General features: G+C 64.8%; 22 protein-coding genes and 1 tRNA gene. 9 read left to right on the top strand and 14 right to left on the bottom strand.

Going from position 1 to position 26,084, the window contains the following annotated elements; all coding sequences use genetic code 11:
* Nucleotides 1-163: 163 nt before the first annotated feature.
* Nucleotides 164-934, bottom strand: coding sequence for a LysE/ArgO family amino acid transporter (locus ACTSLZ_RS01550; RefSeq protein ID WP_443095483.1), 771 nt, complete (start codon nt 932-934; stop codon nt 164-166).
* A gap of 79 nt (nt 935-1,013) precedes the next feature.
* Here ACTSLZ_RS01550 and ACTSLZ_RS01545 point away from each other — a divergent pair, with 79 nt between their 5' ends.
* Nucleotides 1,014-1,931 (top strand): LysR family transcriptional regulator ArgP, encoded by a 918-nt coding sequence (locus tag ACTSLZ_RS01545; RefSeq protein WP_443095482.1) that lies wholly within the window; start codon nt 1,014-1,016, stop codon nt 1,929-1,931.
* 88 nt (nt 1,932-2,019) lie between these two features.
* On the opposite strand, the gene ACTSLZ_RS01540 is transcribed toward ACTSLZ_RS01545, so the two are convergent.
* Nucleotides 2,020-3,633 carry an FAD-dependent oxidoreductase gene (locus tag ACTSLZ_RS01540; RefSeq protein WP_178979139.1) on the bottom strand — a complete coding sequence of 538 codons (1,614 nt, stop codon included), beginning with the start codon at nt 3,631-3,633 and terminating at the stop codon, nt 2,020-2,022.
* Nucleotides 3,634-3,873: 240 nt separating this feature from the next.
* On the opposite strand from ACTSLZ_RS01540, the gene ACTSLZ_RS01535 reads away from it, so the two are divergent.
* Nucleotides 3,874-4,413: a YceI family protein gene (locus ACTSLZ_RS01535; protein WP_443095481.1), complete on the top strand. Its 540-nt coding sequence runs from the start codon at nt 3,874-3,876 to the stop codon at nt 4,411-4,413.
* A 141-nt stretch (nt 4,414-4,554) separates the two neighbouring features.
* The gene (locus ACTSLZ_RS01530) at nt 4,555-5,232 is read left to right on the top strand and encodes a hypothetical protein (RefSeq protein ID WP_443095480.1); all 678 of its coding nucleotides are present in this window, start codon (nt 4,555-4,557) and stop codon (nt 5,230-5,232) included.
* Nucleotides 5,233-5,761: 529 nt separating this feature from the next.
* Here the strand turns inward: ACTSLZ_RS01530 and ACTSLZ_RS01525 are convergent.
* Nucleotides 5,762-6,148 (bottom strand): hypothetical protein, encoded by a 387-nt coding sequence (locus ACTSLZ_RS01525; RefSeq protein WP_443095479.1) that lies wholly within the window; start codon nt 6,146-6,148, stop codon nt 5,762-5,764.
* Entirely contained in the window at nt 6,149-6,649 is a 501-nt protein-coding gene (locus ACTSLZ_RS01520; protein ID WP_443095478.1) for a cell division protein CrgA, read from the bottom strand. It lies immediately after the preceding gene.
* A gap of 201 nt (nt 6,650-6,850) precedes the next feature.
* On the opposite strand from ACTSLZ_RS01520, the gene ACTSLZ_RS01515 reads away from it, so the two are divergent.
* From ACTSLZ_RS01515 to ACTSLZ_RS01505, 3 genes are read left to right on the top strand one after another with little or no spacing between them, the layout of a single operon-like run.
* A complete protein-coding gene (locus ACTSLZ_RS01515; protein ID WP_443095477.1) occupies nt 6,851-7,603 on the top strand; it encodes a class E sortase in 753 nt (250 codons plus the stop codon).
* Complete coding sequence (locus ACTSLZ_RS01510; RefSeq protein WP_178979144.1) at nt 7,604-7,765, top strand: hypothetical protein; 162 nt, start codon at nt 7,604-7,606, stop codon at nt 7,763-7,765.
* A 9-nt stretch (nt 7,766-7,774) separates the two neighbouring features.
* The gene (locus tag ACTSLZ_RS01505) at nt 7,775-8,413 is read left to right on the top strand and encodes an anthranilate synthase component II (protein WP_443095476.1); all 639 of its coding nucleotides are present in this window, start codon (nt 7,775-7,777) and stop codon (nt 8,411-8,413) included.
* 44 nt (nt 8,414-8,457) lie between these two features.
* Here ACTSLZ_RS01505 and pknB read toward each other — a convergent pair whose 3' ends face one another.
* Genes pknB through ACTSLZ_RS01470 form a run of 7 tightly spaced genes read right to left on the bottom strand, consistent with a single transcriptional unit; the run spans nt 8,458 to nt 18,943 of the window.
* Nucleotides 8,458-10,719, bottom strand: a complete 2,262-nt coding sequence (gene pknB, locus ACTSLZ_RS01500; protein ID WP_443095475.1) for a Stk1 family PASTA domain-containing Ser/Thr kinase — start codon at nt 10,717-10,719, stop codon at nt 8,458-8,460.
* A 9-nt stretch (nt 10,720-10,728) separates the two neighbouring features.
* On the bottom strand, nt 10,729-12,585 hold the full coding sequence (locus ACTSLZ_RS01495) for a protein kinase domain-containing protein (RefSeq protein WP_443095474.1): 1,857 nt from the start codon (nt 12,583-12,585) through the stop codon (nt 10,729-10,731).
* Nucleotides 12,582-14,024, bottom strand: a complete 1,443-nt coding sequence (locus ACTSLZ_RS01490; RefSeq protein WP_129315937.1) for a peptidoglycan D,D-transpeptidase FtsI family protein — start codon at nt 14,022-14,024, stop codon at nt 12,582-12,584. The genes ACTSLZ_RS01495 and ACTSLZ_RS01490 overlap by 4 nt, the downstream gene beginning before the upstream one ends.
* Complete coding sequence (locus ACTSLZ_RS01485; RefSeq protein WP_443095473.1) at nt 14,021-15,520, bottom strand: FtsW/RodA/SpoVE family cell cycle protein; 1,500 nt, start codon at nt 15,518-15,520, stop codon at nt 14,021-14,023. The genes ACTSLZ_RS01490 and ACTSLZ_RS01485 overlap by 4 nt, the downstream gene beginning before the upstream one ends.
* Nucleotides 15,517-17,370 (bottom strand): PP2C family protein-serine/threonine phosphatase, encoded by a 1,854-nt coding sequence (locus ACTSLZ_RS01480; protein WP_443095472.1) that lies wholly within the window; start codon nt 17,368-17,370, stop codon nt 15,517-15,519. Before ACTSLZ_RS01480 ends, ACTSLZ_RS01485 begins: the two co-directional genes overlap by 4 nt.
* A gap of 5 nt (nt 17,371-17,375) precedes the next feature.
* Nucleotides 17,376-17,879, bottom strand: a complete 504-nt coding sequence (locus ACTSLZ_RS01475; RefSeq protein ID WP_129315939.1) for an FHA domain-containing protein FhaB/FipA — start codon at nt 17,877-17,879, stop codon at nt 17,376-17,378.
* A complete protein-coding gene (locus ACTSLZ_RS01470; RefSeq protein WP_443095471.1) occupies nt 17,879-18,943 on the bottom strand; it encodes an FhaA domain-containing protein in 1,065 nt (354 codons plus the stop codon). The genes ACTSLZ_RS01475 and ACTSLZ_RS01470 overlap by 1 nt, the downstream gene beginning before the upstream one ends.
* An 858-nt stretch (nt 18,944-19,801) precedes the next feature.
* On the opposite strand from ACTSLZ_RS01470, the gene ACTSLZ_RS01465 reads away from it, so the two are divergent.
* Nucleotides 19,802-19,888, top strand: a tRNA-Leu gene (locus tag ACTSLZ_RS01465).
* Between the two features lie 368 nt (nt 19,889-20,256).
* The gene (locus ACTSLZ_RS01460; RefSeq protein WP_129315942.1) at nt 20,257-21,705 is read left to right on the top strand and encodes a sugar porter family MFS transporter; all 1,449 of its coding nucleotides are present in this window, start codon (nt 20,257-20,259) and stop codon (nt 21,703-21,705) included.
* Between the two features lie 55 nt (nt 21,706-21,760).
* Here the strand turns inward: ACTSLZ_RS01460 and ACTSLZ_RS01455 are convergent, their stop codons facing one another.
* On the bottom strand, nt 21,761-22,168 hold the full coding sequence (locus tag ACTSLZ_RS01455; RefSeq protein WP_443096077.1) for a DUF1697 domain-containing protein: 408 nt from the start codon (nt 22,166-22,168) through the stop codon (nt 21,761-21,763).
* A 93-nt stretch (nt 22,169-22,261) separates the two neighbouring features.
* Nucleotides 22,262-22,771, bottom strand: coding sequence for a VOC family protein (locus tag ACTSLZ_RS01450; RefSeq protein WP_443095470.1), 510 nt, complete (start codon nt 22,769-22,771; stop codon nt 22,262-22,264).
* A gap of 152 nt (nt 22,772-22,923) precedes the next feature.
* On the opposite strand from ACTSLZ_RS01450, the gene ACTSLZ_RS01445 reads away from it, so the two are divergent.
* Entirely contained in the window at nt 22,924-23,637 is a 714-nt protein-coding gene (locus ACTSLZ_RS01445) for a helix-turn-helix domain-containing protein (protein ID WP_443095469.1), read from the top strand.
* Nucleotides 23,638-23,673: 36 nt separating this feature from the next.
* Here ACTSLZ_RS01445 and ACTSLZ_RS01440 read toward each other — a convergent pair whose 3' ends face one another.
* Nucleotides 23,674-25,296: a thiamine pyrophosphate-dependent enzyme gene (locus ACTSLZ_RS01440; protein WP_443095468.1), complete on the bottom strand. Its 1,623-nt coding sequence runs from the start codon at nt 25,294-25,296 to the stop codon at nt 23,674-23,676.
* Nucleotides 25,297-26,084 lie beyond the last annotated feature (788 nt).

Below are 26,084 nucleotides of genomic sequence, written 5' to 3'. Positions count from 1 at the left end.
ATCCGGAGGAGTGGTGTGCGAGTGGGAGAAAGACACTACTTAATCTTTCCTATGTAACTGATAAGGATACCTTGAACATAAACATAGTAGCGTTCAAACTCCAGGCATGAACGGCGCCCGTGGCAGCAGCGCACGCGGCGTCACAGGAGAAAGAGGCAGATGCCTACCCCAGGATCAGGTGACCTGCGATGAAGAACATGAGCAGCGCGATGAAGCCGTCGAGGATCCTCCACGTTCCGGGGCGCGCGAAGAAGGGGCGAAGGAGCCGCGCTCCGAAGCCGAGGGCGAAGAACCACACGGTTGAGCCCAATACGGCACCCACGAAGAAGAGCCACCGACCCGGATCGCCCTGTTGGTTGCCGACCGACCCGATCAGCACCATGGTGTCCAGGTACGTGTGCGGATTCAGAAAGGTCATCGCGGCGCAGGTGAGAAGCAGGGCCAGCACGCTGGGTTCCGACGTCGTTGACCTGCGAGCGGTGGAACGGGCGCGGGCCTTCGCGCGCCTCTTCACGGCGACGCCGCCCCGGTGCATCGCGTCGACCTCGTCTCGCTCGAGATCCTGGACGGTCGAACCTTCGTCAGGAACTCTCGCGCCGGGCCCGATGGCGTCCTGCGGCGTCACCACCAAGGCCTCACCGCTGGGCCAGATCGCCCTCTTGGCGGCCATCAGGCCGTAGCCGAGCAGAAAGGCCACGCCCGCCCAGAGCAGCACGGTCTGCACCCACGGAACCTCCTGGACCAGGTATCCCATTCCGCCGATGCCGGCCGCGTACAGCAGGGCATCGGCAGCGATGCAGAAAATGATGATCGGCATCATCGGGCGTCCCAGGATCCCCTGCTTCAGAATGAACGCATTTTGCGCGCCAATGGCCGTGATGAGGGCGAGAGTCGTCCCGAGGCCCAGGAGAATCAGCGAGAAGTCGATGGTCATGGAACCACGGTAGGACGGCCGCAGGAAACAGTACAGCTAAACTGTTTCAGGATACCTTAGATCATCTTAGGATGAGGCCATGAGGAGATTTACCGCCGAGCAGCTCAGAACCTTCGCCACCGTGGTGGAAGAAAAAACCTTCGAAGAAGCCGCACCAGTATTGGGGGTCTCCGCGTCCGCAGTATCGCAACGAATCAAGGCCATGGAGCAATCGTGTGGGCAGATCCTCCTCCGGCGATCCAACCCTGTCGAACCCACCGACCCCGGGGCCACGGTCCTCCGGCTCGCGAAGCAGATCGAACTGCTGACCGTGGAGTCGGAACGAGGACTCACCGGCGGGGACCAGGCTCGGCGACTCGCGATCGCGTCCAACTCGGATTCACTGGCCACCTGGCTCTTGGACGCGCTCGCCTCGGTGCCCCGTGACGAGCGCATCTACTGCGAGGTCCACCGAGAGGACGAAAGACATTCCTCGGCCCTGCTGCGGTCCGGGTCGGTCATGGGCGCGCTCACGGTGGATCCCCAACCGGTTCAGGGGTGTTCCGTGGAAGTCCTGGGATCCACGCGTTACTTCATTGCCGCGTCCCCGGACTTCATCGACCACTTCTTTCCTGGGGCCGACGGCCTCCCGTACATGCTCACGGAACAGCGGCTCCGCGAGGCACCGGTGATCCAGTTCGAGCGCAAGGATATCATGCTCGATGACATGGTCCAGCTGCTCGCGGAGAGCCACGGTCTCAGGCCGCAGACGCAGGCTCCCCGCGTGTACATCCCTTCATCGACCCAGTACTACCGTTCGGTTCTTCTGGGCATGGGGTGGGGCGCCGTGCCCGACCTGCAGGCGGAGGAAGCGCTCGAACGGGGTGAGCTCATCAAGCTCGTAGACCGGCCCATCGACATCCCCATCTACTGGCAACGGTGGACGATCGATTCGCCGGCGCTCCAGACGCTCACCGAAGCCATCAGGGCCACGGCCCACGCCCGCCTCCGCCAATGACGGCGAACGCCGTCCCGGGGCTGCCCCCCATCTCAGGGCGAAACGAATCGACCGGACACGGCGTGCCCGGCGCCAGCGTGAGGTGCTTCTATCGACTCAGGTACTCCGCGGCCGTCTCGCCGGCGATGCGGCCCGAGTTGAACGCGAAGGCAAGGGTCAGGCCGTCGATCTGAGGGTACGTGCCTCCGTAGAAACCGGTGGTTTCGTTGCCGCCGGCGAACAGGCCGGGAACCGGAACACTGTGCGCATCCAGAACGCGGGCACGTTCGTCGATACGGATTCCGCCCAGCGTCCCGCGGACGGTGTTGACCACCTTGACGGCGTAGAACGGCCCTTCGCTCACTCGGTGGCGGAGGATCGAGGCGGGAGTGAAGAATTCGTCGTCGTCGCCGTTCTCCACGGCTTCGTTGTAACGGTCGACGGTCGCGGCGAACTCTTGCGCCTGGAAGCCGACGGCGCCGGCCAACTCCTCGACGGAAGTGCCCATGTAAGCCGATCCGCAATCCACGGCTTCGCCCAGGGCCTCCACGAGTTGCGGCTGGGCCGGAGTGCCCACGGTTCCGGGAGGCAGTGGTGCGCCGTGGTCCTCGGCCGGCGAGAGATCGAGCCCGTCCGAGGACAGCTTCTCGACCGTTTCCGAATCCAGAATCATCCAGAAATGACCGCCCTGCTGGTAGACCGCCGACCCGCGCTGCCCGAACCGATACGTCACGGCCTCGTCGATGAACCGTTTGCCCGCGGTGTTGACCCACAACAAGGGAAGGTTCGCGAGGACTGCGAGTGCGCGGGAGGAAAAGCGCCCGGGGACCGTGAAGCTCGGGATGTCCAAGGTCCGGTCGGCGGTCGCGACGCCGCCCGCCGCAGAAGCGATGTCCAGGCCGGTTCCCACGGACTTGCGTTCCCCGGTGAAGTGGAGGGTCGAAGCGTCAATGGGGCCGAGTTCCTTCTGGACCAGCTCGAGGTTCCCGACGAATCCACCCGTGCCGATCACGACGGCACGCGCACGGATGTCGACATGGATGGGGGCGGAGTTTTCGTCCGAGGCGAGATCCTCCGTCGCATCCTTGCTGAGCGCGGTCGGGGTGGAGATCGGCTTTCCGGCCTCCGTCTTGTCGGCCCGGATGCCCAGGATTTCTCCCTCGTCGCCGATCTCGATGGAGGTCGCCGCGGTTTCGGTCAGGAGGGTTCCGCCCATGGCTTCGAAGGACTTCAGCATCTTCTTGAACCCGCCGAATTTGGAGGCGTACCGGTGGTACGTGCGCGCGTTGCGATGGGCCGTCAGGATCCCCGTTTCGGCGCGGACCGGGGCGACGTGGGCGTCGTCGTGCTCGGCCAGGGTGGTTTTGAGCCCGTGCCCTTCGAGCCAGGAGACGGTTTCGCCCGATCGTCCGACGACGGCGCGCACCAATTTCTCGTTGCACCGGTGACGGTTGTACTCGGTGATCGCGTGGAAGGCGTCCTGCACGCTGAAGGTCTCGCCGGCCTCGCGCTGTTGATCCGACTCGTAGGCGGCGAAGCCGGTGGCGCCGAACATCGCGGCCCCGCCCGGGCGGTTGCCCTTCTCGAGCAGGACGACCCTGATTCCCTGTTCGGCCGCGGCCAGTGCTGCTGCAATTCCTGTGCCGCCCGCACCGAGCACGACGAGATCTGCCTCGTACTGCTCGGATTCTTCGCGGGGCTCAAACACGGGTGCGGTAGTCACATGTCCTCCATCGGTTTAGGTGTACCTAACAGGGTAGATGGAAATCTCGTGGTGTGACAGGTGTGCGGCGGCGTCGAGGCGCGGACGTCATCGAGGGAAAATTTCCGTCATGACTTGCCGCTGCCGCGCAACGGAAAGCTCGCGTGGGGTCGGGAATAGATTTCGACGCCAGGGGGTTACGGTGGAAAAGGTTTACTTGTAAAGTAAATGGCGAACACAGATCGAGAAAGGATCATCACCATGACCGCATTCAACGAGCTCACCCCCGGCACCTGGACCTTCGACCCCGCTCACTCCGAGGTCGAGTTCACCGTCCGCCACGCAGGGATCTCGAAGGTGCGCGGCACCTTCAACGAGGTCTCCGCAGATCTCAACGTCTGCGAGGAATCCTCCGTGACCGCCTCCGTGAACGTCGGATCCCTGGATACCGGCAACGCCGACCGCGACGCGCACGTCAAGGGAGCCGACTTCTTCGACACCGAGAACCACCCGGAAATGACCTTCGCCTCGACGTCGATCGAGTCCGATGGCGAAGACTTCACCCTCAACGGTGACCTGACCATCAAGGGCGAGACCCGTCCCGTGTCCTTCACGGGCGAGTTCGGCGGCGTCGCCGTCGACCCGTTCGGTGCGACCCGCGCCGGCTTCTCGGTGGCGGCGTCGATCTCCCGCAAGGAATTCGGCATCACCTGGAACGCAGCCCTGGAGACCGGTGGAGTCCTGGTGTCCGACAAGGTCACGATCTCGCTCGACGTCGCATTCGTGGCTCCGACCGCGTGATGAAAGCCTGACGGCATCCCCGCCCGCGCAAGGCCTCCCGACCTCCTCCCGAGGCCGGAGGCCTTGCGCCGTTCGGGCGTCCTCGACCGTGCGCTACGGTCGAAGGAGATACATTGACCGACCCGCCGACGGAGGTTCGCCATGGCGACGCTCGAAGACTGGACGAAAGCCCACCGATCGTGGGTCGATGACTTCGTTCTGAGCCTCAGGAGCGCGGGGGCGACGTCGGAGGAGATCGCCGACCGTCTCTCCGCCGTGCACGCCCAGTGCGACGACGTCGACCGGTTCCCCGAGGACGAGTACGGCGACGCCGAAAGCTACGTGCGGTCCTTGGGATTCGAACCCAAGTCCACGGAGAAGCGAGGAATTCTCCACATCGCCCTGCCCGTCGTCGTGCAGGTTCTCCTGCTGCTCGTGGGTTCCTACGCGATCCGCGACTGGATCACGGGCACCGACCTCGTGATCAACATGGGCACCCTGATCTGCTGGATCGTTCTGGTCGCGCTGGTCGGGGTCACCACGGCGACGACGGCCTGGGGGAGCACCGCGATCTACAACGCATGGGTCTTCGGCATCGTCTTCGGAATCGCCATCGTCATGGGCGTCGCCGGCGCGGTCCTGTCGCGGGCCGACCTCCCCATGGTCTTTTCCGGGACCCCGGTGCTGCTGGCCGTGGTCGCGATCCTCGGGGTTCTGGCCATCGCGGTGATCTCCACGCTGCGACTCAAACGCTCGACGTCGCCCCTTGTCCTGGCCGTGTTCTGGGTGATCCCCCTGTTCATGGCGATCGACGCCGGGTTCACCGCCCTGAACGCCTGAGTCCGGTTCGGTCTCGCGGGGCTCGCGGGGGGGGGTCGGCCGCGGCTGGCCGGCCGCGCGACCCCCCCCCGGCCTCGCGCCGCGGCGAGACCCCCGGCCGGCCTCGGCCCCGGCCGTCCGCGAGGTGGCAATCTTGTGCGGCTCTGACCCCGCGAGGTGGCAGTGTTGTGCGCCCCTGGCCCGCGAGGCTGCAGTATTGTGCGTTGCTCTCCGCGAAGTGGCAATTACGTGCGTCGCTGATCCGCGAGGCGGCAGCTTTGTGCGCTCACCCCCGCGAGGTGGCAATCACGTGCGTTTCGGCCCGCGAAGTGGCAATTCCGTGCGGAATTAGGCCCGGTTTCCGCACGGAATTGCCACCTCGGCGCCGGAAGTGCACGTGATTGCCACTTCGGCGCCGAAAGTGCACGAAATTGCCACTTCGACCGCGGGGCTGGCGCTGCAACTGCACAAGACTGCCACTTCGACGCCGGGGCGGCCCTGGAAGTGCACGAAATTGCCACTTCGACCCCGAGGACGGCGCCAAAACCCGCTACGAAACCAATTTCTGGATCACGAAGTAGATCGCCGGGACCAGAACGAGCAGGAGGAGAGCCCACCGCCGGAGTCGGGTTTCGGTTTTTGCGGCCCTGATGTCGGGTCGGGGTTCCTGCGCGTGGGCGCCGGGATCCGCGTCGGGCTCGCTCCTCAAGTGAGCGACCGGCCCGGGATCCGGTTCGTCGCCACGAACGACGTCGTCGCCGCGCCCGTCTCCACGCGCATCTCCACGCGCATCCCCACGCGCGTCGCCGGTCCCTCCGCGCCCGTCCCCACGCGCGTCCCCGCGCCCGTCCTCGGTCCCGCCGCTGGTGCCGTCCACCGCGTCGGGGTCACGCTCCGGCTCGTCCTCGGGGCCGAGGGGAGACCGGTCAACGGCCACTCAGCGCCACCTGGTGGTCATGATGAGTCCGATCATCATCAGTCCGATGCCGATTGCGATGTTCCAGAAGCTGAGATCCGGAATGGGGAGGGCCTGGTTGGAGATGTAGAACGTCATGATCCACAGCAGCCCGATGATCATGAAGCCCAGCATGATCGCGATGTACCACGTGGGGGTCGGCGAGGACTGCCGGATGTTGGAGGTCATGTCGTCAGCGATCTTGCGGAGACGCTCGTCCTCGGCGCTCTCGTGCGACCGCTTGGATTTCACGGTCGAGCGGGTCTCCGAGGTCTCGGTCTCGTCCTGCTTGTCGGCCACGAGGGTGGTCTGGCGGTCCGTTTCGGCGACGGCGTCCCCGGTGTCGTTCGACGCGGCGTCGGTTGCAGAACCCGCGACGCTCGAGCCGGAGCGGCGCGATCCGAAGCGCCCGCGCCGGGCCTTCTTGTCGGGCGACGTGCCGCCGGTGGGCGTGTCCTCGCCGTTGTTCTTGTCCTCGGCCATTCTCGGTCCTCCTGGAATCCCGCGCTCGACGACCGCGGTGTCCACATCAGGTATGATTCTTGCGCGCAACGGCCCGTCTTCGGCGTCCGTTCGCCTGATTGTCGAGTCTAACCAATCCGCCAGGGTGTTGCCGATACGGGCAGGTGGATTCACAGCTCGCCCCAATGATTTTGGCAACACATTCTGCGCCTGGAGGTAGACGTGTCGGCCAGTGAGAGGCCCGAATGCGCCGGACGACGTCGCGGCGGAGTCGTGGGAACAGTGGTCCAGGTCTTCGGTGAGCTTCTCATCACTGCCGGACTCGTGCTGGTTCTTTTCGTCGCCTGGCAGCTGTGGTGGACCAACCTGGAATCCGACCGGACGCAGGCCGACGCCGTCGCCCACCTCAAGGAGGACTTCCGCTCCTCGCCACCCGAAGACACGAAGGGCGACTCAGAGAACCCCGTCGTCGACGCCGCCCCGGGCCACGGGCAAGGCATCGGCATCATGTACATTCCGCGATTCGGGCACGACTACGAACGCCCGATCATGCAGGGAACGGGACGCGACGTCCTGGACACCTTGGGCATCGGGCACTACGAATCCAGCGCCATGCCGGGGGACGTGGGCAACTTCGCCGTGGCCGGACATCGCCAGACCAACGGCAAGGTTTTCGACCAGATCGACCAGTTGGTGGCCGGGGACCGCATCTATGTCAGGACCGCTTCGGGCTACTACACCTACGTTTTCCGAAACAACGAAATCGTGCTCCCCTCCGCCACGGACGTGACCGCCCCCGTTCCCGGGAACCCCGGGGCGGAACCCCAGGACCGACTCATGACGCTGACCAGTTGCAACCCCCGTTTCGGGTCGTCCGAACGGATCATCGCCTACGCTGTCTACGAGGGATGGCGGCCCCAGGCGGAGGGCCCGCCCACGGAGATTGCCGACCAGGTGGGAGAGGGCGGAAAATAGATGTACGGCTGGATCTTCGCCCACTTGCCAGGTCCCCTGTGGGTCCGGATCATCATTGCGATAGTTCTGGTGGTTGCGGTGGTCTGCCTCATGGTGGAGTACCTGTTTCCCTGGCTTGCCGAGTACAGCCCGCTGAGCCCCAATGTGACCGTCGACGAGTAGGAGAATCCCATGACCATCAAGATCCTTGTGGTGGACAACTACGACAGCTTCGTCTTCACTCTCGTCGGATACGTCCAACAGTTCGGGGCGGAGACCACCGTGATCCGCAACGACGATCTGACCTCGGCCGAGGCCAGGGACTTGGCCGAACAGCACGACGGCGTCCTGCTCTCGCCCGGCCCCGGCGCACCCGCCGAGGCCGGTGTCTGCATCGACCTCATCAACTGGGCCACCGAGCGCGACAGACCTCTCTTCGGGGTGTGCCTCGGTCACCAGGCGATTGCCGAGGCCTTCGGCGGGACCGTGACCCATTCGCCCGAACTCATGCACGGCAAGACGTCCCGGTTGACCCACAACTCGACCTCGGTCTTTTCGGGGGTCAGGACCCCGTTCACGGCAACCCGATACCATTCGCTGGCGATTCAGGACGGGACCCTGCCGGAGGTCCTGGAAGCCACCGCCTGGACCGAGTCGGGCATCATCATGGGCGTGCGTCACCGCACGGCCCCGATCCACGGGGTGCAGTTCCACCCCGAATCGGTGCTGACGGAGGACGGCTACCTGATGGTGGGGAACTGGCTCGAATCCCTCGGGCTCTCGGGGGCCGTCATGAAGGGCCGCGACCTGTCCCCGTTGATCGAGGCGTGATCACGGCCCGGTGATCCGTTGCCGGTCCCTGTTGGGACCGGGAGTCACCGCGGTTGGCTGGGGCTGGGCGACGGCGAGGCGTTCGAGGGGCTGCTGCTGGGAGACGGGCTGTTCCCCGGCTTGTCGTTCCCGTTGGCGTTGTTGTTGCCGTTCCCATTGTTGCCACGGTCATTGCCCGAGCCGTTGTTCGACCCTGAACCGTTGGATCCCTGGCCCGACCCGTTCGAGGTGCCGTGGCTGCTCGAGGGGCTGGGGGACGGCGTCGACGTCGGCCGCGGGCCCGAGGAAACGGTGATCGTGACCGTGGAGCCCTGGGCGATGGACGTTCCGCCCTGGGCCGACTGTCGGACGACGGTTCCGGCGGGCTGACTCGAGTTCTCGGTCGTGATCTCCGTGGAGAGCAGAGTGTCCTTGCCGGTCAGCTCGGCCACGGCCTCGTCGCGGGTCTTGCCGACGACGTCGGGGACCTGGACCTTGCCGGTGGAGAGCACCAGGTTCACGGTGCTGCCGGCCTTGACCTGCTCGCCCAGGTTCGGATGGGTCCCCACCACGAGACCGGCCTGGATGGTCGGGTTGTTGGCGGTCTCGACGCGTCCGGCCTTGAGCCCCAGCTCCTCGAGGCGGGAGCGGACATAGGCCTCCGACTGGCCGGCGAGGTCATCGGGCAGACTGAGGTTCTCCGGGCCCTTGGACACGTGCAGGGTCACGGTCGAATCCTTCTCTACTTCGGTTCCCTTGCTCGGGTCCGTCTTGATGGCGTTTCCGCTCTCGACCTTGTCCGAGAAGTCTTCCGAGACCTTGACCTTCAGCCCCTCGTTGCGGAGGCGGTTCTCAGCGTCGGATTCGGACTGGTTCTCGACCGCGGGCACATTGACGTAGACCGGCTTGTTGAGTTCGTTCTGGTAGTAGAGCCAGGCACCCAGGGCGGTGGCCGCCAGCAGGAAGATGATGAGTCCGAGGATCACGTTCTTCCACGCCGCACGACGCCGCTTCCTGGCGGCCAAGGCCTTGTGCCGCTCGTAGTCGTACAACTCCTCGTCGGTGTATTCATCCTGTGCCGAAGGGAAGAAGCCCGAGACGCTGGAGTCCTCCATCTGGGGAGTGCGCCCTTCGTGCATGGTGTATTCCGAGTCCTGGCCGCCCGCCGAGTCCTCGGGAGAGTTCAGGGAGGACGTGTACGCGTGGTCGCCGTTTGCGACGTTCGCATCGTCCGCCGACCGCGATGCGGCTGCCCCGGCGCCTGCGGCCGTTGCTCCCGCGGCAATGCCGGTCACACCGCCGATGGCCTGCGTGGGATCTTCAGCGGGGTTTCCGGCGTGGTCCACGCTGATCCCGTGCGAGGCGTTCTGGAGGGCGAAGGAGAAGTCCTCGGCGGATTGGAAACGGTCCGCCCGGTTCTTCTCCAAGGAGCGGAGGGCGAGGGCATCCAGCGCCCGCGAGATCTCCGGTCGGAACGTGCTCGGCGGCTCCGCGGTATCGCGCATGTGCTGCTCCATGACCTCAACGCTCGACGAGCCGTCGAAGGGCGGCCGTCCAGCGAGCATCTGATAGAGCAGGCACCCGACCGCGTACAGGTCGGAGCGTTCGTCGGCGGTTTCTCCCCGCGCCTGTTCGGGGGAAATATACCTGGCCGTGCCCATGATCGTCTGTGCCTCGGACAGGGGACGCGCGGTCTCGGTCATGGCCCGGGCGATGCCGAAGTCCATGACCTTGATCCTGGCCGGACGGCCCAGGGCCTCGTCCTCTTCGGTGCGGTCGAGGACCATGACGTTCCCGGGCTTGATGTCCCGGTGGATGATGCCGCGCTCGTGGCTGTACTGCAGCGCGTCCAGAATCCCTTCGGCGTAACTGAGGGCGTCGTCGATCGGGAGTTGCCCCTTCTCGGACAGGACGTCCTTGAGCGTGTTCCCGTTCAGGCGTTCCATCACGATGTACGGGACCGAGTCCGAGTCGACCTCTTCGACGGGTTCGACGTCGTCTTCGGGATGCTCCGGTTCGACCTTGGGCATCGGCGCCGTCGCTTCCGGGTCCTCCAATGCCTTTTCCTCGGTCACGGGACTGAATGTCCCCGTGTCGAAAACGGCGATCACGGTCGGGTGGTTCATCGAGGCAATGGCCTCGGCCTCCCGACGGAAGCGAGTGCGGAACACGCCGTTCTCCGCGTGCTCGGGACGCAAGACTTTGATGGCCACCTGACGGCCGAGGCGATTGTCTTCGGCGGCATAGACGGTCGCCATGCCGCCGGAGCCCAGGATCTCACCCAGTTCGTACCGGTGGTCGAGAATACGTGGAACGCGCAGATTCATAGGTTTCAGTTATTCGTTGGAGCCTTGGGTGCCGTCTCCCGACGGCTCATCCCGGTGATCGTTCTCGGGGGCCGCAGATGGCGCGGCCTGTGGTGAGCCGGTCGACGGGGCTGACGGTTCGCTCGGCTGAGGGGTGGGCGTGGTTGTGGAGGGCTCCTGGCTCGGATTCTCCGGGGCGGGAGCGGACGATGAGGTCTTCCCGGAGCCCTTGGACACGTAGACGTCCACGTTGGAGCCGACCGTCACTTTGTTGCCCTCGCTCGGCGAGGTCCGAATGACCTTGTCGGCGGATTGCTCGCTCGAGTTCTCGTCGTGGCGGGTCACGTTGACGCCCAGTTGCGTGATTTCGTCGATCACCGTCTGCGCATCCTGGCCCACCATCTTGTTCGGCAGGGTCACCGATTCGGGACCCGTCGAGTACACCACGGTCACGTTCGAACCTGCGGCGACCTCACCTTCGGGGGACACCTCGAGCACGGAGTTCTTCTCCTCGCTCGAGCTCTTGCCCTCGGAGTGGACGGACAAGCCCATGCTGGCGAGCTGGGAGACGACATCGTCCAGTTTCTTGCCCTTGTAGTCGGAGGACTTGATGGTGAGCATCTTCGCCGAACTCGAACTGGAGGTCGGGTGCGATGAGGACGACGGCGCGCTCGTGGCGGCCGGCCCCGCGGTGCTCGGAGAGGCCGATGCGTCCGTGCCGGAGTCGGACTGAACGACCCACCAGATCCCCAGACCAGCGGCCAGCAGCAGGACCAGGAGCGGGACGAGCCACTTCCACACGGCCGTGCCCTGACGGGACTTCTTCTCGCCCTTGTCCGTGTAGTCGCCCTGGTACTGGAGGGACCGGGGCTCGCCCACGGCGGGCAACTGCGAGGTCGTCGGTTGCGGCTGGTATCCGGCCGCCGACGCACCGGAACCGAACTGCCGGGTCGCGTCCGTGCTGCCCATCGACTCCGTGGGGGCCGTCACCGGCTGCGTCTGTCCGGTATCGGTGCTGATCGGAAGGTAGGTCGACAGGCCGGGGACGGCCTTGACCGCTGCCTTGAGGTCGTTGCGCCGGATGGCGTCCACCGCGCTGGCCAACGTGGTCGCGTTCGCCGGTCGTTGCGCCGGGTCCTTGGACAGCAGGCACATGATCATCGCCTGCGCCGGTACGGGAACCGACTTGGGCAGGGACGGCGGCGGATCGTTGACCTGGGCCAACGCGATCGCGATCTGGGATTCGCCCGTGAAGGGGCGCTTGCCTGCGAGGCACTCGTACCCGATGATGCCCAGCGAGTACAGGTCCGACGACGCCGTGGCGGTCTGCCCGGTTGCCTGCTCCGGGGCAAGATACTGGGCGGTGCCCATGACCTGCCCGGTCGCCGTCAGCGGAACCTGGTCGGCGAGGCGGGCGATGCCGAAATCGGTCACCTTCACGCGGTTGTCCGGCGTGATCATGATGTTTCCGGGCTTGACGTCGCGGTGCACGAGACCCTGGGCGTGCGCGGCCGCCAGAGCACGCGCCGTCTGGGCGATGATGTTGAGCGTGCGGTCCGCCGGGAGTGTCTTCTCCCGTTCGATGATGTTGGACAGAGGTTCCCCGGGGACCAGCTCCATGACCAGGTAGGCCGAGCCTTCTTCCTCGCCGTAGTCGAAGACGTTGGCGACGCCCGGGTGGTTCAGCAACGCCGTGTGCCGTGCCTCCGCGCGGAAACGCTCGAGGAAGCCCGGGTCGCCGGTGTATTCCTCTTTCAGGATCTTGACGGCGACGATGCGGCCCAGGACCTTGTCCTTGGCCTTCCAGACCTCGCCCATGCCTCCGACGGCGATGCGTTCGGTCAGGCCGTAGCGACCACCGAGGGTCGTCGATGATGAGGGCCTCACTGATTCAACACCGCCTCGAAAAGTTGCTTGGCACCGGGGCTCGTGAGCTGGGCTCCTGTGACCGCGTCTACATCTTCATAGACAATAGCAACAGCTAGTTCCGGGTCGTCCGCCGGCGCGAAGCCGGTGAACCATGCTTGGTTGTTCCCGTCCGTGCCGGTCTCGGCGGTACCGGTCTTGCCTGCGACCTTGGTTCCGTCCACCTGGGCCCCGGACGCGATGCCGTTGTCGACGTCGTTGACCATCCAGTCGCGCACCTGGTGAGCGACGTCGGGCGAGGTCGACTCGCGCAGCTTCTCCGCGGAGAAATCGTAGAGCGTGCTCAAGCTGTTCGACCGAACGGTCTTGACCATGTTCGGTTTCATCTGGACGCCGTCATTGGCGATAGCGGAAGACATCATGGCCACCTGCATCGGGGTGGATTTGACGTCGTACTGACCGATCGAAGACAACGCGAGCTCGCTCTTGGACATGCCACTGGGGAAGTTTGATGGGGTGACCTTCAACGGAACGGACAGATCCTGTCCGTAGCCGAAGTTCTTGGCCGTCTTGGCAATCTTATCCTCACCGAGGTCCATGGCGATCTGAGCGAACGGAGTGTTGCAGGACTGCTCCAGAGCCCACTGGATATCCGCCTTGGAACGGGACGCGCATTGGCCGTTGACGTAGTTCGGCAAGGTTGTGTCCGTGCCCGGCAGGGGCAGGTTCTGCGGGTTGTCCAGCTCGGAATCCTTGTTGTACTTCCCGGATTCCAGGGCCGCGACGGCGTCCATGATCTTGAACGTCGAACCCGGCGAGTAGAGGTCCCCCGACACCGCGCGGTTGTACAACGGCTTGTCCTGGTCCTGGTTCAGCTCGGAATAGGACTGGATGACCGACTTCGAGTCGTGGGAGGAGAGCTGGTTCGGATCGTAGCTCGGTGCCGAGACCATCGCCTTGATCTCACCCGTCTTGGGATTCATCGCGACGATCGACCCCTTGTGCCCTGACATCAACTCGGTCGCCTTCTTCTGCAACTTCGGATCGATCGTCAGCTCCACCGAGGCCCCGTGGGTCTCCTTGTTGGAGAAGATCTGCGCGATGCGGTCGTAGAACTGCGAGTCAGACTTGCCGGACAGTTCCTCGCCGAGCGCGGATTCGAGCCCGGTGGAGCCGTACACCATCGAGAAGTAGCCGGTCAGGGCGGCGTATTCGTCCGTCTGCGAGTACTCGCGCTTGTATCCGAAGCTGTCGTCCGAGGGGACGGACTGTGCAATTTCGGACCCGTTCACGAGGATGGACCCACGGGCGGAGCCGTACTGGTCGTACAGCTGCCGGGAGTTCCAGGGATTGTCCTCAAGGGCGCCGGCGTGGATGAACTGAACGTATGTCAGGGAACCGACGAGGAGGATGAACACGCCCGCGACGGCGAGCCATGTTCTTCGGATGGCCTGATTCACGAGTGACCTCCTGCTGTATGTGGGGAAGAAGCAGTTTCCTCATGAGAAGACGAACCAAGTTTGGAGATGGCCGCGGTGGCCCCCAACTGACCGGTGTCCGCAATGTCCTCGGCGTCGCCGGCGTCCTCGTTGACCACGCGCGGCGAGCGGGCCGAATGGGAGATTGCGAGCAGCAGCCCGACGATGAACCAGTTCGCCAGGAGGGACGAACCACCGGCGGACATGAACGGCGTCGTCAGCCCGGTCAGGGGGATCAAACGGGTCACGCCACCGATCACCACGAACAGTTGCAGGACCATGGCGGCGGAGAGGCCCGCTGCCAAGAGCTTGCCGAAGGCGTCCGGGGTGCCCAATGCCGCGCGGAAGCCGCGAGAGACCAGCATCAGGAACAGCATCAGGATCGCGCCGAGACCCAGGAGACCCAGCTCCTCGCCGATTGCGGTCACGATCATGTCGGAGTTCGCGAAAGAGACGAGATCCGGTCGTCCGTTGCCGAGGCCGCGACCGAACAACCCGCCCGAGGCGAGGCCGAACAGGCCCTGGATGATCTGGCCGGAACCGCCGGCCTGCTGGTTGTAGACCGCGGGGTCGAAGGCGTGGAGCCAGGAGTCGATGCGGACGGTGACGTGGCTGATGGTCTTGTACGCGAAGAAACCGCCGATGGCCACGAGGATCAGCCCGACGCCGACCCAAGTGAACCGGTTGGTTGCCAAGTACAGCATCGCCAGGAAAAGCCCGAAGAAGAGGATGGCCGAGCCCAGATCGTGCTGGACCACCAGCACGCCGATGCTCACGAGCCAGGCCACGAACATCGGGGCGAAGTCCTTGAAACGCGGCAGGCGAACCCTGCCGATCTTCTTTCCGGCCAGGAGGATGAGGTCACGATTGGTCGAAAGATACCCGGCGAAGAATATGGCCAGCGTGATCTTGGCGACCTCTCCCGGCTGGAAGGTGCGCCCGCCGATCGAGATCCAGATCCGGGCGCCGTTGATCTCCGTCCCGAGGCCGGGCACGAGCGGCAGCAGCAGGAGGAAGATCGAGGCGGCAAGGCTGATGTAGGTCACCCGGACCAGGACCCGGTGATCGGTGAGGAACCAGAGCGCGGCGGCGCACGCGATCATCGCGACGGCGCTCCAGGCCGTCTGGGAGCCGACCGAGGAGTTCGGCGTCGTGAGATCGATCCGATAGATCATCGTCAGGCCGATTCCGTTGAGAACCACGACAATGGGCAGGATGAAGGGATCCGCGTACCGCGCCTTGAGGTGGAGGATCACGTGGATGATCAGGGAGCCCAAGATCAGCACTGCCGCGGCAGCGACGATGCGATGGTCCCATGAGGCCGTATTGCCCAGGTCCACGAGGCACATCGCGCCGATGGCGACGATCCACGAGAGGACCAGCAACAGCAGCTCGAAGAACCGCCGCGGCTTGGGGACATGCTGCTCGGCGTCGGGAGCGGTGGACTGCTCCTGCGAAGACTGTGCACGTGTTGTCACTGGTTGTCACCTCCCTGGTCGTTGCGATCGGGCTTCTGATCATCATTCCCCGAATCCGAGGATTTATCACCGGACGGCGGGGCACTCGATACCGTTCCCTGCGGCGCCGGACTGGGATCGTCTCCCTGGGCGCCCAGGTCGAGATCCGAGATGACCCGTTCGGCTTCGGCCTTCGACGAGGTGTGGATCCCTTCCTTGACGCGGGACTTGGAATAGTTCGGAAGTTGGGAGACCTTCACGTCGGTCTCCTTCTCCAGGCTGTTCAGATGCAACGGCCCGAGAGACTGGTCCACGCCGCGATAGATGGCGACCTTGCCTTCGTTCACGCCGACGTAATACTGGTTGTTGACCCACGTCAGGCCGGCCCAGGCGGCGCCGACGATCAGCACCGCGATGAACGCCCAAATGAAGGCGGCCAAGCCCCAGCGACGTTTGCGACGTCGTGGGCTGTCCAGCTCCTCCAGGAGCTCGTCCGGGAGTTCCTCGCCTTCGTCCGTGTCCATCGAGGGCGTTCGCGCCAGAGTCGCCCTGCGTTGCACAGTCGCATCCGTGACGGTGGGGATCTGGCCCGTGTGGGTCGCCGACGATGCCGCCCCCACCAGAAGGTGCGGCCGTTCTTCGAGCTCGCGACGCAGCACGGAGGCCGAGCTCTCTTCCTGCTGGCTGGCTTCCTCCAGGTCGATGCCCGAGCGTTGGACCATGGCGTTCAGCACGGAGTCGGAGAACGAATCTCCCCGCCACCTGCCGTGCCGGAGGGTGTGCCGGAAGCTCTCTCCCCTCTGGCGCGGAAGACGACGCCGCCACGGCGCTCGCCTGTCCTCGGGGTCGTCCCCAGGGTCCTGCTCACCCGAGTGCGACCCGTGGGAGGTGCTTCCGACGCCGGCGACGTCGTCCGGGCCCACGTCGGAGGCGCCGGTTTCCGGGGAGGTTTCTTCCCAGGGCGCCAGTCCGGAGTCGTCATCAATCTCCCGGAACTCGGGCCAGCCGTGATCCGCCTCCGGTTCGGAGGTGCCGGAACCGGACGCCGGTGCCTGGGGTTCCTCCGAAACGCCCTCCGGGTGTTCGTCCGCGCGACTGTCCCGACCGACGGCGTCGAGACGACTCGTCACGGCGTTGGCGAGGTTGGCGGAGTCGTTGATCTCGACGACGGCCACGGTGACGTTGTCGGGTGCGCCGCCGTCGAGGGTCAGTTCCACGAGGGATTCGCAGATCTCCTGGAGGTCATTGGTTGATCCGAGGACGGATTCGATCACTTCGTCGGACACGACGCCGGACAGGCCGTCCGAGCACAGCAACCATCGGTCTCCGACCTGCGCGTCCACGCGTTTGAGCTCGAGCTCCGGAGAGGCGTCCGTGTCGCCGAGGACGCGCATGATCACGTTCTTGTGCGGGTGATTCTCCGCTTCCTCCGGCTTCAGCCGGCCTTCCTCGACCAGACGCTGAACGAAGGTGTGGTCCGTGGTCATCTGCTCGAACTTCTTGCCGCGGAGCCGGTAGGCGCGAGAATCACCGATGTGGGCGAGCTCGAGTTCGTCGCCGTCCACCAGGAGGGCCGTGCAGGTGGTGCCCATGCCCGCCAGAAGGGGGTTCATCTCGACCAACTGGTTGAGGATGATGTTTGCCGTCTGGATTTCGTCGGCGAGAATGGTCCCGGCCGAGCCGTCGTACTCCGAATGGTCCAGGGGCGTCAGGTCCAGGACCGTGGACGCCGAAGCCACATTGCCACCGACATGGCCTCCCATGCCGTCGGCGACCACGGCCAGGTAGCGCCCCGCGTACGCGGAGTCGTCGTTCTTGCTGCGCACTCGACCCGTGTCCGAGCGGGCGGCATACCGGAAGGCAATATTCATGGGCCTTACGCCCTCAACTCGATGACGGTGCGTCCCACGGTGAAGGGAACGCCCGGCTCGACGAGCGTGGCGCGGGTGAGTCTCTGGTCATTGACGAAAGTGCCGTTGGTGGATCCGAGGTCCTCCAGGAACCAGCGCGACCCCTGCGGGAAGAGGCGCGCGTGGTGTCCGGAGCAGTAGTCATCGTCCAGGGGGAGGGTGCAGTCCTGGGCGCGTCCCAGGAGCACGGGGGAATCGCCCAGGCGCGCAATGCTCCCGGTTCCGGGTCCACCGATGATCGCGAGCTGGCTGGGCCGTTTGGGGGCCTGCTGCTTTTCGGTGCCCGCGGTGCCGGCCGCGCCGGCTTCGCCCTTCTTCTTGTTCTTCTTCCTGCCGGGCAGGGACGTGAATCGCAGGGTCTGTCCGAGACCGAGGTCCCGACGCTGTCCGGCGAGGATCACGAAGACGAAAACCCACAACAGGGCGAGGAATCCGAAACGGAGCAGCGTGACGGTCAGCTCTGAGGCCATTAGCGACTACTCCTCGGGGCCAGCAGACGGAAAGTGATCTTGGTCCGACCCATTGTAATGACTGTCCCGTCCACGAGCTCGCGGCGACCCCTGAGCCGGGTTCCGTCCACGGAGGATCCATTGGTCGAACCCAGGTCCACGGCGAGGAAAACGCCGTCCTGGTTGAGGATTTCCAAATGACGTCGTGAGACACCCGTGTCCTCGACGGTGATATTCGCTTCCGACGACCGACCGAGAACGATCGAGTTGGCCTGGATCGAGAACCGCTGCCCATTGATGTCCAGAACAGGCTTGTAGTTCGGAGAAGCACGCCGGGGTTGTTCCTGCCGCTGCGGGGAAGGAATGGCCTGGGTGGCGTTCTGGTCCTCGCCATGGTGCCGGTTCGCGCCTCCCGCGCCGCGTCCGGGCACGCGAGGAGCTATCCGGGACGAGCCGCTGGGAAGCCGTCCACTGGATGCGGCCGCGGTGGCCGCAGGAGCCGCGGAGGCGGCGGCGTCGGCCGGATCCGACTCGTACTCGGGCGCGTACGTCGGTTCGGGCTCGGACGGCGTGGTGGTCGCTTGCTGTGCGACCGGCGATGCCTCGGCCCGTCCGCGCTGCTGCGCCGCACCGTAGCGCTCGCTGGCCGCGGCGGCCGACGTCGGCGGTGCCGTGCGGGTCGACTGTCCCCTCGACGCCGAGCGACCGGCCCGTTCCTGGGCCGAGAGCACCAGGAACTCGCCCCTCTGGAGCTCTTCCGTGTGGGCCCGGGTGAATGTCACTCGCACGGCGCCCCTGAGGGTGTAACCCTGGGACCTGGCGTGGCGGATGGCGACGTCGCACAATTCCTCCGCGAGGTCCTGACCCCAGGACTGGGCGCGCGAAAAATCGGCGTCGGAAAATTCGATGGTGAAGACATTGGGCGCGATGGTGCGCCCTTCGGCGATCGCGTAGGACTTCTTGTCCATCTCCGAACGCAGTCGACTCGCGACGTCCACCGGCTCGATGCGGCTCTTCGACCCGGCCGAGAAAACCCCTCGCACAGCCTTTTCGAGACTCCGCTCAACGTTTTCAATGAGTCCCATGGGTTGCCTCCTGGTTCTGCGACGTCGGTTCCGAGCCGCCCCTGTTTTAGGGTACGGGCTACCGCAACCGCGTACGGCTTCGGACACAAGGATAGTAGAGACTCATCCTGAATAGACCGTCAACGGCGCATCAAGGCCGCCCCCGCGTGGACGAACAGTGGTCGCGGACCTTGATATGCAGCATGTGGACGAACCGTTAGATGCGCGGAAGAGCGGGCGAGGAGCGGATGCCGACCGGGTCAGTCGTGGGCAAGGCCCGGGGCGGGTCTCGGACTTTTCCTGTGGGTTGTTCGGCGCGGCGAGGTGGCGGTTTCGTGCGTTTCCCGGCGCGAGGTGGCAATTATGTGCGTTTCCCGGCGCGAGGTGGCAATCAAGTGCGTTCTCCGGCGCGAGGTGGCAATCTTGTGCACTTTTGGGGTCGATTTGCGCACGGAATCGCCACCTCGGCGCGTTTGTCGCACCAGATTGCCACCTCGCGACGGGAGACGGGCGAGGCGGGCGAGACGGGCGAGGCGGGCGAGACGGGCGAGGCGGGCGTCGGAACAAGAACAGCGCCTGCCCGGTGGGGCAACGTACCCGTCGGCTCCCAGGGCGGTGCTGCGTTTGGGTGGGGTTTGCCAGATGGAGAGGAACTTACCGTCGTTAGGTGCGGGTTGAGCCGCCACCTAACGGCGGACGACGCCGCCGAATCGGGTAACAGCCACCCAACGCCGAGCGCCCGGCCGAGGTGAACCCCAAACGCCCGGTCGAGGTGTCGGAAGACACCCGCTCCGCGATTGGACAGGCCGTTGAAGGTCTGGGTACGATAATCAGCGTTGCTTTTCGCGCGTCGCCTGCTTGGTGGCGAGCGAGTCACTTGCGCGAGTGGCGGAATAGGCAGACGCGCACGGTTCAGGTCCGTGTGCCCGAGAGGGCGTGGGGGTTCAACTCCCCCCTCGCGCACCAAAGGCTCCAGAGAGAATCTCTCGCGACAATGGAGCGAAACTCCCCGATCACCCAGTGATCGGGGAGTTTTTTGTTTTCCCCAGTTCTCAGCTGACTTGATTGCTTGCACACCGGCCGAACCCGACCACGTTCCTGGTCGGCGATGCCCCGAGGATATGGAAACCGACCCGCCTCTGACCGGGTCAAGACACCACTGGATCTGACGGGAAAACGGGCCTAGTTGAGCGAACTACCAGGTCAGTGCGGTATGTCGTATCCAACCTTTTTCCCGTTTGGCGATGTGTCGGAGTAGTGTTGCCGGCGACACACACCCACACGTACCCAGAGGGCGGCCGATGACCGGTTGCAATCGAACGGAGATGAACAGGATGACGGTAGGTGCTAACGACAGCGCCGAAGCAGTTACCGGCAAAGGAAAGGCCGTAGCAGTTTCGATTGCTGCCGCGGTTGGCGGTTTTCTTTTCGGCTTCGACTCCTCGGTCATCAACGGTGCCGTCGACGCGCTGAGCTCCCATTTCGAATTGGGGTCCTTCCTGTCGGGCTTCGTCGTTTCGATTGCCCTGCTGGGCTGCGCCGTCGGTGCCTGGTACGCCGGGCGACTGGCAGACAGCTGGGGGCGACGCAACGTCATGCTGCTCGGCGCCGCGATGTTCATCATCAGCTCACTCGGCTCAGGCCTGGCCTTCTCAGTGGTCGACTTGTTGGTCTGGCGCGTCATCGGTGGCCTGGGAATCGGCATCGCCTCGGTGATCGCCCCGGCGTACATCTCCGAAGTCGCGCCGGCCAAGGGCCGCGGTGCTCTCGGGTCCCTGCAACAGTTGGCCATCACGATCGGCCAGCTCGTCGTCCTCAGCTCCAACAAGAGCCTTGCCGGTGCCGCTGGCGGGTCCTCCCAGGATTTGTGGCTGAACATTCCGGCATGGCGTTGGATGTTCCTGGTCGGTGTCTTGCCAGCACTCGTGTACGGCATCCTGGCACTGTCGATCCCAGAGTCCCCCCGGTTCCTCGTCCTGCGCGGCCGGTTCGACCAAGCTGCCAGCGTGTTGAAACGGGTATCCGGCGAGCCCGACCCCGAAGCCAAGGTCCAGCAAATCCGTCAGACGCTGGACAAGGAGCACAAGAGTACCTTCAACGACATTCGTGGAAACAGGTTCGGTCTCCAGCCTCTGGTATGGGTCGGCATCATCATTGCCGCGTTCCAGCAACTCGTCGGGATCAACGCGATCTTCTACTACTCCACGACGTTGTGGAAGTCCGTTGGCTTCAGCGAATCCGATTCCTTCACGACCTCGGTCATCACGGCGGGCATCAACGTTGTGATGACGGTGGTTGCGATGTTGCTTGTCGACCGGATCGGTCGTCGTCGTCTGCTGACCATCGGGTCGATCGGCATGTTCGTGTCGCTTCTGCTGACCGCCATCTCGTTCTCGCACCAACTCGGCAGCGGTGACAACGTGAGCTTGCCCGGCGCATACGGCCCGCTCGCTCTGCTCGGGGCCAACGCGTTCGTGGTGTTCTTCGCTCTGTCCTGGGGACCGGTCATGTGGATCCTCCTGGCCGAGATGTTCCCGAACAGAATGCGAGCCATGGCCCTGGCCGTGGGTACGACCTCGAACTGGATTTTCAACTTCATCGTCACGTTCGCCTTCGAGCCCATGACCGAGCGCGTCGGTCTGTCCTGGCTGTACGGAGCCTTCGCCTTCTTCGCGCTGGCTTCCTTCTTCTTCGTCCTGCGGTTCGTGCCGGAAACGAAGAAACAAGAGCTCGAAACCATGACGGGAGAAACACACCGACGCCCGACGACGCCGCGCGCCTGAGGCTGCCGACGTCGTCAGCCCCGTGCCGATAGCTGGTCGGACGAAGGTCGATCGGCTACAAGGATTCGGGCAACTGGTCGGCTTGTTCGGCGAGTTTGAGCACCACGCGCCAGTTGCGTTGCGTGCCCAATCCCTGCGTGTGCCTCGCGATCGCCGCAGCCAGCTTGCTGCTTCCGGGCCCCTGTGGAAGACGCATGTACACGTTGTGCCCCATGAAGGCAGCTTCTTCGGGCAGGTAGCGCGAGAGGTCGACGCCGGCGACGGAAGCGGAGGCGTCGGAAGCGTCACAGGGCAGGAAAACAACATGAAGCTGGTTGGACCCCGCTCGTCCGTCCGAGAACGGGTTGGCTCTCACCAGGTCACGTAGTTCGTCACGGGTTCGCACGAGAACGCGGGCGTCGACCGAGGTTGACCGGGCGATGGCAGCTCGCAACTGGGCGGCAACCTCGACGGTGTTCTTGATCGCGGGTCCTGACAGAATATCTGTCCGTCATGGGGCCCCGGGCAACGCTGAGGCGTTCGGAGCCGACTGATCGGGCTCCATGCACTCGTCGGTTCATGCGCCCTGTTCAGCTGCCCACTCGGCGACCCGGCGTGCGCTTTCGGTTTCGGAGAGGTCCTCGACCCGGGACATGATTGACCAGCGAACTCCGAAAGGATCTCGGATGGATGCGAACCGGTCACCGGACACAAAAGTGCTGACTGGAGCGAGGACTTCCGACCCGGCTTGTTCGGCTCGCGCGAAGGTCGTATCGACGTCCGCACAATACAATCCCATCGAATAGCAGTCTCCGTCTCCCGCGGGGGGAGGAACGAGTCCGTTCTCGGTATTGGGCGCGCCCAATTGCAGTCGTCCGGTGCCGAAATCCAGATCGGCATGAACCACGACGTCGCTCATCTCGGTGACGTCGATCAGGCGGGCGCCGAACACGGAACGGTAAAATTCGATGGCGTCGGCCGCATGTACAACCACCAAGAATGGTGTCAGACTTGTTGTCCCGTTCGGTATGCCATTGTTGGTGTACTTTCCTGATACTCCGGTTTGGGGTGTGTCGTTTGTATTCATGGAATTACTGTCGCACTTCCCGCACCGAGCGTGCTTGAAGATTCGCGACGATCAGGGGGAAGGCAGCAATGGTGGACGACCAGTTTGATGGCCGCGGAGTCCTCTACCCGGCCAGACTCCCGTCTTTCCACCGAGAGCCTGCGCCAGGAGCCTTGCGTGAACTGGTTCGCTGGTTCTGGATTCCACGTTGGGATCTTCCACCCGGACGAACCATTCGGCAACAAGTGCTCCCGTTTCCGGCGTCGAACCTGGTCGTCGAGCCTGGTGGCGCAATTCTTGCCGGCCCGACGACCGGGCCATCACAGCGCGATCTGAGCGGTCAGGGCTGGGCTGTCGGGGCTCTATTGCGCCCGGCCGCCATCTTCGCCATCAGTCAGAATCCGTCTGGAAACCGAGACGTCGAGGTGCCCTCCGAAGCACCCGAGCTGCATCGCAGCGTTTCGGCAGCGATGACTCTGGAAGACCGGGCTCTTGGCCGGGAGCGCGCGATTCACGCCTACAGTGCGTGGATCTCCGAGCACTGTCCCGCACCGGACGACAGTGGCCTTCTCGCCAACGAGATGGAAGAACGCATCTCTTCCCACGCTTCGATAGGACGAGTGGATCAGCTCGCGTCGTCCCTGCACATTTCGGTCCGTCGAGTACAGCGTCTGGCGCATCGTTATGTTGGCGTGTCGCCTCTGAGCATGATCCGACGTTATCGGCTCCAAGAAGCCGCGCAGCACCTGCGCGATGATCCGTCACTGACGATCACCGCTGTTGCGGCCCGCCTTGGATACGCCGACCACGCCCACCTCACCGCCGACTTTCGTCGGGTCCTTGGCTTCACCTCGCATTCCTATCGTCAGGACTCCAGCCGACCGTGATGCCTTCATCCGGTATCAGTACTTGAAGTGGAAGGTTCAGTAGGCCTTGTCGCGCTGGGGGACCACCAGGTGGATGACCGCGAACCGGCCGTCGTCGACGGCGTGCAGGGCGTCGTCGAGGGCCTGGGGCAGAGACTCGTTGTCCTCGACGCGGATCCCGAAACCGCCGTAGGCCTGGGCCAGAAGGGCAAAGTCCGGGTTCTGCAGCTGGGTGCCGCTGATCCGATCGGGATACTGGCGCTCCTGGTGGGTGCGGATGGTTCCGTACTCGCCGTTGTCGGCCACGATGACCAGTGGTTTCGCGCCATATTGGGTCGCCGTCGCCAGCTCCTGGCCGTTCATCAGGAACTCGCCGTCGCCCGCAATCGAGACAACGAGTCGTTCCGGGTGGCGCAGTGAAGCCGCGACCGCGGACGGCACCGAATAACCCATCGAACCGTTGCGCGCCGAAATCATCCGCGCATAGCCGTGGGTCGGGAAATAGCGGTGGGCCCAGTTGGTGTGCTCACCGGCCCCGAAGGTGACCATGCAGTCCTCGGGCAGGCGGGGGACCAGGTGGCTCATCAACGAGTCCATGGTGACCTGCCCCGAAGTCTTCGTCTCGGGGAGGGTCGAAAACTCGACCTGAAGGCCCCTGAGCTTGTCACGCCAGCTCTTCCACGAGTCGTTGACGGGAAGGTCCATGCGCAGAAGATCTCGCACGAAGACGTCCGGTTTCGCCACGATCTGGTGCGTGACCGGGCCTGAGCGTCCCCGGAGCCCCGGGTCGATGGTCACCAGGAAGTTCCTCTTGTTCCAGTCCTGTCGAGAGGTGAAGCCGCCGGTGATGACGTCGCCCGGAACCGTTCCCACGAATACGATCAGGTCCGCCTCGTCCAGAACCCGCTGAGAATGCGCCGGACGCCCGTATCCGAGGGGCCCGATGTAACTGGGGGATGTGAAGGGGACGGTGCCCTCGCAGCGCCACTCGGCGCCCGCCGGCAGATCGTGGGCCTCCAGCCACGCGGTGAAATCGGCCGCGGCCTTCTGGGTCCAGTCGTTTCCCCCGAACACGAACAACGGTTTCTCCGAGTCGAGGAGGGCATTGTGGAGTTCTTTCCAGTCGCTGACCGTCATGCCGCCCATCGCGATCGGGATCTCCGGATGCGGAACGGGATTGATCTGTTGCTGAATGATGTCCTCGGGGAGGCCGAAGACAACGGGCCCGGGCCGCCCCGAACGCGCCGCAAAAATCGCCTCAGCGACGAGTTCGTTGGCCCGCTCCGGGTGGTCCAGCACCATCACACGTTTGGCGCCAGTATCGAACCAGGCCTTGGGGTCGAATTCCTGGAATGCTTCTTTTTCCCTGTGCTCGAACGGGATCAGTCCGACGAAAAGGACCATCGCCGTGGAATCCTGCCACGCCGTGTGCAGTCCGACGTGCGCGTTCGCCGCACCGGGCCCGCGAGTGACCATGGCGACGCCGGGCAAGTCGGTCAGTTTTCCTTCGGCTTCGGCCATGTATGCGGCCCCGCCCTCATGTCGACAGACGACGGTGTCGATCGACGAGTCGTGGAGGCCATCGAGGACGTCGAGGAAGCTTTCCCCGGGAACGGTGTAAATCCTGTCGATGCCGTGGTTTTCAAGGGAGCGGACGATCGCGTGTCCCGCTGAGGTCATGGAGTCGGTCTCTTTCCGGCTGTAGGAGCGGACGCCGTCGACCGGTTCGCGCACCGAGCACGGACGGGAACCGAACGGCGTCAGTGGCCTCGACCGCGCGCGTCCTTGCGCGTGGCCCCGGTCACCGAACATCACAGTATCGTTCGCGCTGATCTGCTCCTTAATATTCGTTCGTATGACGGAATCGCCGTGCCGCCAGGGGCGATACGGGCCTGGGTGCGGGTGTGGGCGCGGGCGTGACGGCGTCGTCGAGGTGGCCCGACGCGCCCGGCGAGGTCCGAGGCGGCCCGAGGCGGCCCGACGACGAGGCCGGAGGTGGCCCGAGGCGGCCCGACGACGCCGATGAGGTGGCCTGACGCGCCGAGGTGGCAATTTCGGGACGGGTCTCTCCACGAGGTGGCAGTTTTGGGACAAATTTCGTCGATTTTTGTCCCAAAACTGCCACCTCGCGCCGAAGTGTGCACGGGGTTGCCACCTCGGCGCGTTGGCCGCACCAGATTGCCACCTCGCCGCATCGCCACGCTGGCCTCGCCGCTCGCCGCTCGCCCCCGCGCCGCTCGCCCCCTCGCCCCCCCGCTCGCCCCCCCCCCGCACCGCCCGGACAGCCTCGCCAGACGATCTCCGCCCCACCGACCCCGCGGCCGTCACGAAATTGCCAGAAAATTCACAGGCTACTAATTTGAATAGTGCGCCTATTCGTGTGCGGCCGTATGTCGGGCCGCCACCCGGAGCCGAGAAACCGGCTCACATCGCCTCGCGGACGGAGCCCGAGAGCGAGTGCGCGATCG

The organism is Rothia koreensis (assembly GCF_052232265.1).
In the GTDB taxonomy this organism is placed as follows: domain Bacteria; phylum Actinomycetota; class Actinomycetes; order Actinomycetales; family Micrococcaceae; genus Rothia; species Rothia koreensis.
The sequence above is the reverse complement of the archived record's forward strand: the minus strand, read 5'-3'. Positions and strand labels throughout refer to the sequence as shown.